Source organism: Rhizobium sp. CG4, assembly GCF_023701965.1.
Classification (GTDB): domain Bacteria; phylum Pseudomonadota; class Alphaproteobacteria; order Rhizobiales; family Rhizobiaceae; genus Agrobacterium.
The window spans coordinates 110,115-122,415 of the sequence record NZ_JABAEG010000004.1 but is presented as its reverse complement, the minus strand read 5'-3'; the positions used below and the strand labels follow the sequence as shown (position 1 = coordinate 122,415).

Here is a 12,301-nt window from a genome sequence, read left to right as displayed (position 1 = left end):
GATGTCCTAAGAAAGCTTAGCGAGGAGGCGATGTGTGAGACACTCCCAATCGGGAGCCCGTTCTCAATCTTCCAACCGTTGTCTCGACCGAGAGCGGGCTGAATCAGCGCGCCTCGACAGACTGGCGAGTTTTTCCACGATTTATGTCGCGAAACCATGCAACTAGGGCCGGGTACGGGCGACCAGCATATCTGCTCACGAAACTGCGGTAGATCCCGTACTTGAAATAAACCGGGTCATTACGGTCAACGTTCGGTCCCGACAAGTTCACTTTCTGTTTGCCATCTATCCATACGTGTATAAAGCCGTCCTGCTGCCGCGACCATTTCGCGTGAACGAGGACGCTCGTCCAATTACCCTTCATCGCCGAGGTCTGTTTCAGCGGAATGTTGCGTAGCGAGGGAACCGGCTTCATGGGATTTTTTTGCCGCCGCGACGGGTTCGACAGTTCGAATTCATAGGTTTGGTCGGTTAACTGAAAAAGTACCGGCGGCTTGCCTTTGCCTTTCTGGTGGAACTGGCCGAGCTTGGTGTTCAAGGGCCCAGTTTTCTGCCAATTCGATGGAACAAACACCGAGAAATGATACCAGTATTCTGAGCCGACCCTTGAGGCGGGCATCTGTTCTGACCTCTCAATCCTCTCCCTGTCGGCGACGCAGTCTCCGGTCGATTTCGGGCAATCACCAGGCCGCAGTTCAAACCGCTCAGCTTTCGACCCGTCAGGGACAGGAGCGGACCGCGCGTAGGCATAGGAGTTTCCCGCTGATTGGAGTTCAAACCTACTGAAGCCGCCCGCAACCGAGGTATTTGGCAGGAAACCGGAGGCAAGAACGAATATAGCCACAGCGCATTTTAGCATTGTTTTCTCCTTTAGAGTTCAGACAAATGACTCTGTGGGGCTCCAGATTGACGCGAGGCGGTGACAGGAGCAAACCACGAACCTCGCCAGGTACGAGAAAGCAGCTCCCTAGTTGCCCGCAGATACAACGGTTTCTTTACGGAGCGTCGACCGCCGCGTTGGATTTAGCTAGAACATGGGACAAAGACCTGCCGCAGACAGTCGAGCTGCGTGAGCTAGAATTACTGCTCGTCAAAAGAATACGCATGCTTGATGGCTTTACATTTGGCCGAGGTGCGTGCTTGTTCCACTCACGTCCTGAGGCATGAAAGAATCATCATATTGCGAGCTTAGAGTCTCTGACACTTCAGATCCTTTCATGGAGATTTCTGAAGCATTCGTTCAGCTTTCTTAACGGCCCGTGCTACCTTCGAATTTCGCCACCATATATCTACGATGATGAACTCAAACACTCCCAACTGGGAGGTCTTGTCAGGCAAGTGAATTCAGCAGCAGCTTGAGGTCGGATTGATTGGATACACCGGTTTTGCGAAAAATCGATTTGAGCTTCTGGCGTGCATTCTCATAACTGATACCGCTGCAACTTGCGGCCTCATTCAGTAACAGTCCTGCCGACAACGCCCTGCATAGCCGGATTTCTGCGGGTGTAATTCTGTATGCTTCGGCGAGCAGGTCGCCATCGTAGCAACTTCCGTTCGAGCCGAGATCGGTCAACTGAACTAGAAATTGATCTTGACCCCGGATTAGTTGTGAGAACATGGTGACTGGTAGTTGATTTACCGAGATTAACCACCGTTCCTCTGAAATATTCATAACTCTCTTACGGGTGAGATCGGGGGGGCTCTCGTGTAATAATTTCCCAAGCCAAGTAGTAATTTCAGGCTGGAGAAATCTAACAGACCCCTGTCGGTTCAGCACCGGCCGAGCACGAGCAAATGCATCGATTGCGCGGTGATTAGCATCCTTTAGCCGCCCTGCGCGATCGACTACAAATGCGATCGCGTTGCTTCTGCCAACAAGAGCCGACCTGGCGGCCGCATAGTCGGAAGTGTCTCGGAGGTATGATGCAATTTGTATCGCGTTTGTCAGAGAGCGCCGGGTATTGGCAATCACTGCTTCGAGCCTGCTCTCGTAAACTTCTGATAAACTGACCGAGAAGTGCACGGGCAAATAAATAATATAATCGTCATTCACTTGGAGTCGTAGGCCAATGGATGCGTCATAATCGCCAATGCTACGCATCCACTCGTTGTAGAACGCGCTCTTTTTATATTTTGTTGCCGGGTCATCTCTCTCGGAAACGCAGATCGCACCGTTGGAAGCAAACTCCCAAAACCGTCGCCAAGGGTTTACGTATGAGTAATGGGTAACGAAAGACTGGAGATACTGGTCTTCCAGACCGTCTACTTTCGCAAAGCTCACTTCGGGACGCACAAAATTCTGATTCAAGAGCGCAGCAAACGAGCCCGGAAATGCTCTTGTGAAACCTGCGCAAACGTCAGACCATTCACCCCGCCCCATAGCTGCCGCTGAAATTCTTGATGATATTTCTTCTGATATATCACGTACAGTCTGATCCAAGCCCATAGCAAAACCCCAAAACGACTAGGATGGCATCCGGAAAACGACCTCTTTCTGTTGATTATAGCACACTGCTGGATGCGAAGATCACGCAGATTATAACACCTACGATCCTTTTCAAACTTTCGAAGTCAATAGTAACGATTTGGCTGATGTTGGGTTTGCCACACACGAAATGCAAACATCCTCGATCACGCGCAGCAAACTAGGCCAACAAGACGAACATCAGCGCCATTGCGGCTCTGCGCGACAGACAGGAATGTTGCAAGTTTGCTTTTCTCGCAACGAGCATCCCATGGGTCGACTACTCATCAATTCAACCTTTCGGACGCGGGCCGGGATCAACGCCGAGCCGGACGTCTGCTAAAGCTAAAATGGCGTTGGACGGTATTTACAGTTTGCCACAATAGGGATATTATATATCCTTAATTGCCGCCCTTTGGCGTTACCGGAATGCTTTCATGATCCTCAAAAGCCAAGTTGAGTGGGCGCTACACTGCTGCGCCATCCTGTCGGGTTTGCCAGAGGGGAGATATCTCTCAACAAAGGCGCTTGCTGAACTCCATGGGTTGCCAAAGGAGTATCTCTCTAAAGCACTGCAAAGTCTGTCTCAAGCAGGTCTCGTCCATACGACGCTGGGGCCATCAGGTGGATATCGGCTTGCCAAGCCTGCCGCAGAACTGACGTTTCTCGACGTTGTCGAAGCAGTGGAGGGCAGTGGCCGCACCTTTGTCTGCCAAAACATTCGCGCCAACAATCCCTGCCGTCCGAAGGACTTCTGCGAGAGTGGCCCGTGCGCGATCGCCCGTATCATGTGGGAGGCGGACGAAGCCTGGCGTGCCGCGTTGCGTAGGGCGACGTTTGCGGATCTCGGCAGAACGCTGGAGAAGGAGGTTGATCCGGCAATATGGGCAGGAACGTTTGAATGGGTGCTAAAGCGCGCGGGCTGAAGATCGCGCGACGGTATTTCCCGATATCGTCGCGGCAGACACGAGGAAACTGTGCGAAGGCATTGCAAATGACAATCCTGAACGTGCTAGTTGCTGGTGAACAGCATTTATGACCTCATTGCGCGCCGGTGTTCGCTGGGCCGGGCTCGTAACACGGAACTGAAGCTCAATATCGAGTGCCATGGCATCAATGCCCTTCAGCGCTACGACCGGCTTTGGATCCTGAACGATGCAAAGGCATGTCTGCAAAACGGATATTAGAGCATCCTCGATTTCTGAAGGCTTGCGGCCGGCAGAAATTCTCATCGGCAACACAATCAGGTGTGTTTCGTCGGGGCGAGTGAGATTGGTAAGCCCGATTTTGGCTAGTGTGCTGTTTGGCAAAACGACGATATTGTGGGCAGGTGTTAGGATCTGTGTGGAGCGCCAATCGTTCTGGACCACGCGTCCTTCCGTGCCATCGGCAAGATTAATCCAGTCTCCGATCGAAAACGGCTTGCCCAGTGTCAGCGCGATCCCGGAAAATACGTCACTTAGCGTGTTTTGCAATGCAAGCCCAACTATGATCGCCACTACTCCGGACGTTGCAACGAGTGTGCCGATCGGTGCTCCGAAAACGAAGCCGATAACTGATAAGGTTGCCCCGACATACACGCCAGCGATAATCAGATCCTGAATCAGCCGCGCTTCTTGTGGCCGACGGTCGAGGACGATGTAGAGCCGGACAATGCCGATCGCTGCCCAAGCAAAATGTACCCACCAGAAAACCCGTGCCGATGTCGCGAGATAAGTTTGCGCACCTGGGAGTTCGCTTGCGGTGACCCGGTATGGGACTACGCCGGCGCAAACAAGTACGGTGGTCATCGACAGAAAAAAAAGGATCTGGACAATCAACCGAGCAGTAGGTCTCTTCCGACCTTGGAGGAGCCAGATGATGATGCCGATCACGCCGAGTGCATTCACCACCGCGAATGCGAAAAATCCAAAGTGACTGGACATGGCGTGACGCTCCGATCAACTGAAGAAAAAACAGAAGAAAAGGCCAGATGTAGCGACATCTCGCCCTTGAGAACTTATTTGTTAATCGGGAAGACTAGATCCTCTTGGTCACTATCGACCACAAACACCGCTAGCAGCTTTGCAGGTTTGGAGTCACTGCCATTCTTGCTGACCCCGTGACGGTCACCCGGTAATTCCGAAAAGTTTTCGCCAGCTTTGTATTCCTTGACCGGGCCATCGTTAACCTGGCTGAGGATCGAGCCCTCGAGTACGGTGGCATAAATAAATGCCGACTGCGGATGGGTATGGGCCTCCGAAAAGCCGCCTGGGCCGTACTCGACCAGCACACCCTTGATGCTCTTGCCGGGAACGTTGGGCAGTTGGTGCTCATACACCACCGTGACATTCGATGCCGGCCCGGTCTTGGTGTCGTGGGCGGAAGCGGTGCAGGTCGAGAAGATCACACTGGCGAAAACCGCGATGCCGTGTCTTACCATTGGATTTATCCTTTCTAGGAATTCGCTCGGTGGTTACTTGCGTGGTGCCGTGGCGAACCACGTGTCGAAATCAATTGCACCGAGGCGCGGGTTGGCGTCGCTGACCAGCGATCCGTCGTCCAACCGTGCGCCGAAATACCGCGCCTCAGGGTCTGGGACGACTTCGCGGCCATCAGCCGTCGCTTGCAGATAGCGCGCGACAAGCTCGTGAAGATGAAAACGCTCTGGCCCAGCGATTTCGACCACACCATTGACCGGAGCGGCCAAGGCGACGTCGGCCATGGCATCGGCGACATCGTCCGAAGCGATCGGCTGGACGAAAGCGGGTGAAAGATGAACTTTTCCACCCACCATGCTTGATTGTGCGATGCCCGCCAGAAACTCCATGAACTGGGTTGAATGGACAATCGTATAGGGAATACCAGCGTCTTTGATCAGCTTTTCCTGAACCAATTTGGCGCGGAAATAGCCGCTTTCCTGGAGGCGTTCGGTTCCGACAACCGACAGGGCAACATGATGTTTGACACCCGCTGTTCTTTCCGCTGCGAGCAGATTGCGGCCAGACGTTTCGAAGAACTCAAGGACGGCCCCGTCTTCAAACGATGGTGAGTTGGCGAGGTCCAACACGACTTCGGCGCCGATCAGTGCCTCTGCCAAACCTTCGCCAGTGATCGTATTGATACCGGTGTTAGGGGACGCGGCGATGACCTCGTGACCCTTCGCTCTCAGGTGTTCGGTGGTTTTCGAACCAATCAGTCCGGTCCCGCCGATGATAACGATTTTCATGATATTTTCCTTTGTCAGACGCGCTGACGTTTTGTTCGTTGTTGGGGTAGCCGTTCGCCAGCCCCTCAGTTCAGGCCGGACTTCTCGAGACCATAGAGCTTGTCGGCAGAACCTGGCACCGACTTGAAAGCAATGCTGATGCGGTTCCACGCATTGATCGTCATGATCGAGAAGGTCAGGTCGGATACTTCTTTCTCCGAAAGCTGACCGCGAACCCGCTCGTAGAGTTCATCGGGGATGCCGCCCGCTGGCAATTCTGTAAGCGCTTCTGTCCAGGCAAGTGCTGCGCGCTCGCGTGGAGCGAATAGGGTGGATTCGCGCCAGATTGAGACGTGATGTAACCGCAGTTCACGCTCGCCACTGATCTTGGCCTCTTTGATATGCATGTCGACGCAGAAAGCGCAGCCATTGAGTTGCGAGGCACGAATATTGACGAGATTGCGGATTGGCTGCTCGATCGCACTGTCCTTCAACGACATGCTGAGCTCAGAGATCTTCTTGAAAAATTCCGGGGACTGGGCGGCGTAGTTCAGGCGCTGTGACATAGTTATCTCCGTTATTAAGGACTCATAATGTCCTTATGGATATAGAATATCCGTAATTACTGGACGTGCAATCAAAAGCTGCTTAAGCTGAACGCATAACGCTTATGCTTAGAAGTATGAGGGGACGGGCGATGGACGTGATTTGTGCTTTGAAAACGTTTGTGCGGGTGGTGGAAACAGGTTCTTTTTCCGCCGCGGCTCTGGACCTCGGACTGACGCAGCCAGCCGTCTCGCGTCAGGTGTCAGCGCTCGAAGCGCATTTCAGCATGCGTTTGTTACATCGGAGTACCAATGCGCTATCGCTTACAGTCGAAGGGGAGCAGATGTTGCCGATGGCGCTGAGGGCAATCGAGGCGGTTGAAGCGCTTGGCGAAACAGGGCCTCCCGAGGGAATCCTTCCTTCTGGCAAGGTGAAGGTCTGTCTGCCGGCGCCACTCGGCCTCTATCTCAGTAAGCAACTTCCAGCCTTCCTTGATGCATATCCGGCTTTGACGATCGAAATGACCTTCCGAGAAGAGGCGTCCGATTTGATCGGAGAAGGGATCGACCTAGAAGTCCGGCTCGGTGAAATTACCGATAATCGTTTGATCTGTAGGAGGATCGGCTGGACGACTGCCTATCTGGTTGCGACGCCCGAATATCTTTCCGCACACGCTGCGCCCGTGACGCCCGACGAAATCCTTGGGCACAACATCATCTGTTACAGTCGCGGAGGAGAGGGACGGCTTTGGACATTTTTGAATGGTGCTGACTTGGTGCAAGTCAAAGTGGCTCCGCGGATGATTTTCGACAATGCGACCGCGGCGCATCGCGCCACACTTTCTGGTGGCGGACTAGCTGTGCTTTCACATATTCTCTCCAGCCCAGATATCGCTGCCGGAAGGCTGGTCAATCTAATGCCTGATTTTCCGCCGGCGCGCCTGCCGATTAATGTCGTCTACGCGTCGCGCAGGCACCTTCCCCTACGTGTACGGACAGTGCTTGATTTTATCATTGAAGCGGTGCGCTCCGATGCGCTGATGGGACCGTGACGGCTAAGCGTCCGCCTGGTCTCGGTGCAGGCTGCGGTAGCGCGCAGGAGACTGCCCAACAACGCGCCGGAATGTGGCGGCAAAGGCACTGTCTGAGTTGTAACCGAAGGATTGAGCGATCCGTGACAATGACTCATTGCCACGACGCAGCCTTGCTGCCGCAAGCCGCATCCGCCAGTTGGCAAGATAATCTATCGGTGAGGATCCAACAGTAGCGCGAAATCTCTCGGCGAAGGCCGAGCGTGACAGTCCTGCAAGTTCGGCCAGTGCATCTACTGTCCATCTGCGCGCCGGTTGCGAATGGATCGCCCGCATGGATGGCGCAAGGCGTGCGTCGGCAAGTCCAGCAAGCCAACCCGGATGCTGCGAGGTCTGGCGTGCCAGGTAGGCGCGCAGAACGTGGATGAATACCAACCGCAGCAGATCGTTGCAGGCTATGCGCGAGCCAGGCGCTGCACCGTTCCACTCGAGATCAAGCTGTTCGAGCAGGAAAGTGATGGGACCAGTCTCCTCGCGCTCGATTACGACGACCGGTGGGAGGGCATCAGTCAACAGGGAGCCGTCGACCGTGTCGAGACTTCGTAGTCGACTTCAGTGAGTTCACCTTTGTTTTTGCGTTTGATCTCAACAATGCGGCGATCGGAATGATGTCCGATCGTTTCCTTTCCGTCCTTCTCAGTCCAGCCGCTCTCTTTGCTCTGATCGAAGGCTCTGATCGAGTTGACGCCACGAAGCCGGAACAAGTCCGACGCTGCTGTGTTCTCTTGTAGCTGAAACAACCTGTCAGGATGTCGACGAATGAAGCTAATCGGCCTTGCTTACGCTGGAACTCTGATTTCCTTTCTTTTGATAGATGCCATTTGGCTAGGTTTTGTAGCGAAGAACTTTTATCGGGACCAACTTGGCCACTTGATGCTTCCCAAATTGAACTTTGCAGTTGCGGCTATTTTCTACGCGTTTTTCGCGGTGGCAATCGTCATTCTCGCAGTTCTTCCCGGACTTGAAGCTGGCTCACTTTGGGTGGCCATTTGTTACGGAGCGGTGCTTGGATTGGCCGCCTATGGCACTTACGATATGACGAACCTCTCTACCATCCGCGGTTGGCCAGTGTTGATGAGTGTCGTCGACCTCATTTGGGGGACAATGCTGACTGGCGTAGCCAGTGCGTGCGGTTACCTAGCTGCACGTCATTTTGGATAGCTGAGACGTGTCTTAATTTCTGCATTACAAACCTACCGGCCCGCCACTCGGCGTAAGCTAATTCATCAAGCCTGAGGAGAACATTATTATGGCAATACAAAAGAACGGTTCGGCTCATTGGAAGGGCGGCATCAAGGACGGAAAGGGCGAAATATCGACAGAGAGCGGCTCTCTTAGTTCGCATCCTTACGGGTTCAACACTCGCTTTGAAGGTGTCAAGGGAACGAACCCAGAAGAGTTGATCGGTGCAGCTCACGCAGCCTGCTTCACGATGGCCCTCTCCAAAATGCTTGGAGAAGCCGGATATACTGCGACCGATCTCGATACGACGGCCGTGGTCACCCTTGACAAGGTCGGTGAGGGTTTTGCGATCACCGAAATCGCCTTGACGCTCCGTGGTTCTGTTCCAGGCGCCGATTACGCCGTCTTCAGCGAAATCGCGAATAAGGCCAAGGAGGGCTGCCCGGTTTCAAAGGCTCTGTCTGCAGTGCCAATTACTCTGGAAGTGTCTGTGTCATAACCAAAATTCCTTTTTGACAGTGGAAGCGGGTATGAAGCCAGCTTCCACATTCTTTACTGGCGGTTTTGGTAATCCCGATTGAACGGGTTAACTTTCAGTTGCTAAGGGATAACGCTAAGTTCACGTCGCTCCCGGTCAGTCACGATTGACAGATCAAGTATTTTTTGGAGGTTCGCGGCGTGTCGAAACGTAGGATCCGCCATCCCTCCGTCCATGACGATTGACGCAAACTTTTCATAGTTGGTGGGTACGGGCTCTACTTGGAGGTCTCTCCAGATGGCCTTGTCCACATCGTCGCCCAGACAACCGCGGAGCGTGGAGTAATCGGGAGTGTGAATGACTTCCAGGGCTCCCTGGTCACCGTGAAGACGAAGACGCAGTTCATTTAGGTGACCGGTTGCCCAGCGTGTTGCGTGGATTACACCCATGGCTCCATTTTCAAATTCAGCCGTCATGGTGAAGCTGTCATTGGCATCCAGATCGTAGGCGTCTATTCTGTTGCCTTCATATTTATCGAAGGTCTTCAAGCGCGTGAAAATTCGCTCCACGTCGCTGCCTGCTCCGTACGATGCGAAATCGAGAATGTGGATGCCGACATCACCGAGTACACCGTTAGAGCCATGTTTGGTGGAAAGACGCCACAACCATTTGCTCTCCGTCATCCAATCACCCCAGGCTTTGGATACAAGCCAGCTCTGAAGATAGGAAGCTTCGAGGTGCCTTAGCTTACCGATCCGGCCTTCCATCACCATCTGCCGTGCCGCCTGAAGCGGCGCGACGTCGCGGTAGGTCAAATTGACCATTCCGATAAGCCCCGCTGTTTCGGCGGCCTCCGCCATTTCGGCGGCCTTTTCATAGGTTTCCGCCAGCGGCTTTTCGCAAAACACATGTTTACCAGCAGCGAGCAGCTTCAACGTCGTGGGGTGATGTATCGCATCCGGTGTGACATTTGCCGCTGCGTCAAATTCACCCCAGGCCAACGCGTCGTCGAGCGATGTGAAGGTGAGAGGAATATTATGGCGCAAGGCAAAGGCGCGAACGACGACGTCATCAACATCGACCGCCGCAATCAACTCCACTCCTGAGATCTGTGAGAAATGCATGACATGGCTGTTCGCCATTCCACCGGTTCCAAGAATAAGAAGCTTCATAATTGATTACCTGTAACCTGCTTCACCCGCCTTGTGCAGTTTGGGGCCACGTTCCTCGATTGGCTCGGGTGCCTGATCGACGGGGACGTTCGGCGCATCGTGGATCGTCTTTAACGCGCCTGACGGATTATATGCCCACTTGACCGCATTGCCGATGACCTTCTGGACATTGGCGTCGTGATAGGTGGGGTAGGTTTCATGACCCGGTCGGAAATAGAAGATGTTCCCCGCGCCCCGCCGCCAGGTTAGGCCGGAGCGGAACACCTCACCACCCTGAAACCACGAGATAAACACCGTTTCTAACGGTTCTGGCACCGAGAATTGCTCACCGTACATTTCCTCGTTTTCAAGCTCGAAATGTTCCGGCAGCCCTTTTGCAATGGGGTGACGGGGATTGATGGTCCAGACACGTTCGCGCTCGCCGGCCTCGCGCCATTTCAGCGCGCAAGGAGTGCCCATCAGGCGCTTAAACGGCTTTGAAAAATGACCGGAGTGAAGCACGATTAAGCCCATGCCTTCCCACACGCGTTTTACCACACGTTCGACGATTTCGTCCTCAACCGCTCCGTGATCCTTATGTCCCCACCAGATAAGGACATCCGTCTGATCAAGCCTTGCCTGCGGCAGGCCATGTTCATTTTCCTGAAGGGTGGCAGTGGTCGCAGTGATATCTGAATGCTTGTTCAGGGCTTCGGCTATGGCGGAGTGCATGCCGTTTGGATAGATCGAGCCAACAGTCTCATTGATATGCTCATGAATATTCTCGCCCCAGACGACTGTATTTATTTGCATTTAAACGTTCCTTGATGAGTTGGCTCGCAATTTGACGCCGGTAAAAGAAGGCTCGGTAGTCATTTCGACTAGTCGATAGATCACGATAATGGTCATCGACCGTGAAACGTCGGTGTCCCGACTTCTGGTCTTCCTAAACGGCATACAAAATCCAAACTCAGCAGTTTACGATAAGTTCCGCAAACACAGGATCCGCGGACACCTGTGGAAGGGTATGCGGGTGCATAATCACTTTTGACCCAAACCCGTCATCTAAGAAGCGAAAGATGCCGAAGACGTATTCTAGATGGCCGCACCTGAAACTCAACTTCACGAAGGGAATGCGTGCTTTACGGCAGCATCGTCAATATTTGAAAGTATTGGTCTACAGTCTGCATCTGTAAGATTCAGAGCCAGCCGCTTTTACGGAAACGGTAATAGAGGGTGCTGCACAAGACGATAATGACGCAGATGACAGCTGGATAGCCGAACTGCGATTTCAGTTCCGGCATATACTCGAAGTTCATGCCATATATGCCAGCAATGGCTGTCGGAACCGCCAGTATCGCGGCCCAGGCGGCGAGTTGCCTGGTGATGGCACCCTGGCGTTGTTGTTCCAGCAAATTTGACGCTTCGAACACCGACGTCATGATTTCGCGCAGACCACCAACGAGGTTTTCAACACGACGCATGTGATCATAGACATCCTTGAAATACGGCCGTGCGTCATCATCGACGCAGGGCATATCGAGGTGAGAAAGTTTGCCTGCAACTTCGGCCATCGGGCCAAGAATGCGCTGGAATTTGATGACCTGTCTACGCATGCGGAAGATGCGCCTGATTTGTTCGGGCTGAAGGAAGGAGACAAGGACATGTTTTTCCATGTCCAATACCTTGTCTTCCAACGTTTCGACCATTGGGAGGTAACCGTCGACTATGAAATCCAGAATGCCGTGCAACACATAATCGGGGCCGTGGCTCAACAGCTTCGGTGACTGCTCGAGTTGACGCCGCAGGTTCTGGTGGGATCTGGCCGAACCATGCCGAACCGAGATCAGGTGGTGCCTGCCCACAAAGATGCAGGTTTCTCCATAAGCAATCTTGTCGCCTTCGAGATGAGCGGTCTTGGCAACAACGAACAACTGCTCGCCATAAATATCGACCTTTGGAACCTGCTTGCCATTGATCGCGTCCTCCACCGCCAGCGAGTGAAGACCAAACATCTTTTGAAGGCTTGCCATTTCCTCAACGCTTGGATCTGTCAGGCCAATCCATGCGAAGTCGCCATCGCTTGTTTCGAAAACCTCATCAGTCAGCGCGATTTCTTCGGCACGCACACCGTTTCGATAGAGGTAAGAGCCAACAACTGTCATGAATGGTCCGATCTAAACTGGCATGCTGGAATCGCGAC

At 53.4% G+C, this 12,301-nt stretch carries 15 protein-coding genes and 1 pseudogene; 4 read left to right on the top strand and 12 right to left on the bottom strand.

Features of this window, described 5'->3' with window-relative positions; genetic code table 11:
* Positions 1-103: 103 nt before the first annotated feature.
* Positions 104-859 (bottom strand): polysaccharide lyase family 20 protein, encoded by a 756-nt coding sequence (locus HGO37_RS13915; RefSeq protein WP_250983818.1) that lies wholly within the window; start codon positions 857-859, stop codon positions 104-106.
* Positions 860-1,330: 471 nt separating this feature from the next.
* The gene (locus HGO37_RS13910) at positions 1,331-2,446 is read right to left on the bottom strand and encodes a helix-turn-helix transcriptional regulator (RefSeq protein ID WP_250983817.1); all 1,116 of its coding nucleotides are present in this window, start codon (positions 2,444-2,446) and stop codon (positions 1,331-1,333) included.
* Positions 2,447-2,901: 455 nt separating this feature from the next.
* On the opposite strand from HGO37_RS13910, the gene HGO37_RS13905 reads away from it, so the two are divergent.
* Positions 2,902-3,390 carry an RrF2 family transcriptional regulator gene (locus HGO37_RS13905; protein WP_250983816.1) on the top strand — a complete coding sequence of 163 codons (489 nt, stop codon included), beginning with the start codon at positions 2,902-2,904 and terminating at the stop codon, positions 3,388-3,390.
* Here HGO37_RS13905 and HGO37_RS13900 read toward each other — a convergent pair.
* From HGO37_RS13900 to HGO37_RS13885, 4 genes are all read right to left on the bottom strand, one after another.
* Positions 3,373-4,389 (bottom strand): mechanosensitive ion channel family protein, encoded by a 1,017-nt coding sequence (locus HGO37_RS13900; protein WP_250983815.1) that lies wholly within the window; start codon positions 4,387-4,389, stop codon positions 3,373-3,375. The genes HGO37_RS13905 and HGO37_RS13900 overlap by 18 nt on opposite strands.
* Before the next feature lie 74 nt (positions 4,390-4,463).
* On the bottom strand, positions 4,464-4,886 hold the full coding sequence (locus HGO37_RS13895) for a cupin domain-containing protein (protein WP_250983814.1): 423 nt from the start codon (positions 4,884-4,886) through the stop codon (positions 4,464-4,466).
* A 33-nt stretch (positions 4,887-4,919) separates the two neighbouring features.
* Positions 4,920-5,672, bottom strand: coding sequence for an SDR family oxidoreductase (locus HGO37_RS13890; RefSeq protein WP_250983813.1), 753 nt, complete (start codon positions 5,670-5,672; stop codon positions 4,920-4,922).
* 65 nt (positions 5,673-5,737) lie between these two features.
* Positions 5,738-6,217 carry a carboxymuconolactone decarboxylase family protein gene (locus tag HGO37_RS13885; protein WP_250983812.1) on the bottom strand — a complete coding sequence of 160 codons (480 nt, stop codon included), beginning with the start codon at positions 6,215-6,217 and terminating at the stop codon, positions 5,738-5,740.
* A 131-nt stretch (positions 6,218-6,348) separates the two neighbouring features.
* Here HGO37_RS13885 and HGO37_RS13880 point away from each other — a divergent pair, with 131 nt between their 5' ends.
* Positions 6,349-7,248 (top strand): LysR family transcriptional regulator, encoded by a 900-nt coding sequence (locus tag HGO37_RS13880; RefSeq protein WP_250983811.1) that lies wholly within the window; start codon positions 6,349-6,351, stop codon positions 7,246-7,248.
* Between the two features lie 3 nt (positions 7,249-7,251).
* Here the strand turns inward: HGO37_RS13880 and HGO37_RS13875 are convergent, their stop codons facing one another.
* From HGO37_RS13875 to HGO37_RS13870, 3 genes and pseudogenes are all read right to left on the bottom strand, one after another.
* On the bottom strand, positions 7,252-7,662 hold the full coding sequence (locus HGO37_RS13875; protein WP_352230578.1) for a helix-turn-helix transcriptional regulator: 411 nt from the start codon (positions 7,660-7,662) through the stop codon (positions 7,252-7,254).
* Positions 7,639-7,812, bottom strand: a pseudogene (locus tag HGO37_RS26515) (cupin domain-containing protein); the annotation flags it as partial. The pseudogene HGO37_RS26515 and the gene HGO37_RS13875, both read right to left, overlap by 24 nt.
* Positions 7,797-7,991, bottom strand: coding sequence for a DUF3140 domain-containing protein (locus HGO37_RS13870; protein ID WP_250983809.1), 195 nt, complete (start codon positions 7,989-7,991; stop codon positions 7,797-7,799). The pseudogene HGO37_RS26515 and the gene HGO37_RS13870, both read right to left, overlap by 16 nt.
* Before the next feature lie 55 nt (positions 7,992-8,046).
* Here HGO37_RS13870 and HGO37_RS13865 point away from each other — a divergent pair, with 55 nt between their 5' ends.
* Together HGO37_RS13865 and HGO37_RS13860 are read left to right on the top strand one after the other, a co-directional pair.
* Complete coding sequence (locus HGO37_RS13865; RefSeq protein WP_250983808.1) at positions 8,047-8,448, top strand: DUF2177 family protein; 402 nt, start codon at positions 8,047-8,049, stop codon at positions 8,446-8,448.
* A gap of 88 nt (positions 8,449-8,536) precedes the next feature.
* Positions 8,537-8,968 carry an OsmC family protein gene (locus tag HGO37_RS13860; protein WP_250983807.1) on the top strand — a complete coding sequence of 144 codons (432 nt, stop codon included), beginning with the start codon at positions 8,537-8,539 and terminating at the stop codon, positions 8,966-8,968.
* A 101-nt stretch (positions 8,969-9,069) separates the two neighbouring features.
* On the opposite strand, the gene HGO37_RS13855 is transcribed toward HGO37_RS13860, so the two are convergent.
* The 3 genes from HGO37_RS13855 to HGO37_RS13845 form a co-directional block, all read right to left on the bottom strand.
* Positions 9,070-10,119: a Gfo/Idh/MocA family protein gene (locus HGO37_RS13855; protein WP_250983806.1), complete on the bottom strand. Its 1,050-nt coding sequence runs from the start codon at positions 10,117-10,119 to the stop codon at positions 9,070-9,072.
* A gap of 6 nt (positions 10,120-10,125) precedes the next feature.
* Positions 10,126-10,911: a ThuA domain-containing protein gene (locus tag HGO37_RS13850; RefSeq protein WP_250983805.1), complete on the bottom strand. Its 786-nt coding sequence runs from the start codon at positions 10,909-10,911 to the stop codon at positions 10,126-10,128.
* Between the two features lie 386 nt (positions 10,912-11,297).
* Complete coding sequence (locus HGO37_RS13845; RefSeq protein ID WP_250983804.1) at positions 11,298-12,263, bottom strand: magnesium and cobalt transport protein CorA; 966 nt, start codon at positions 12,261-12,263, stop codon at positions 11,298-11,300.
* Positions 12,264-12,301 lie beyond the last annotated feature (38 nt).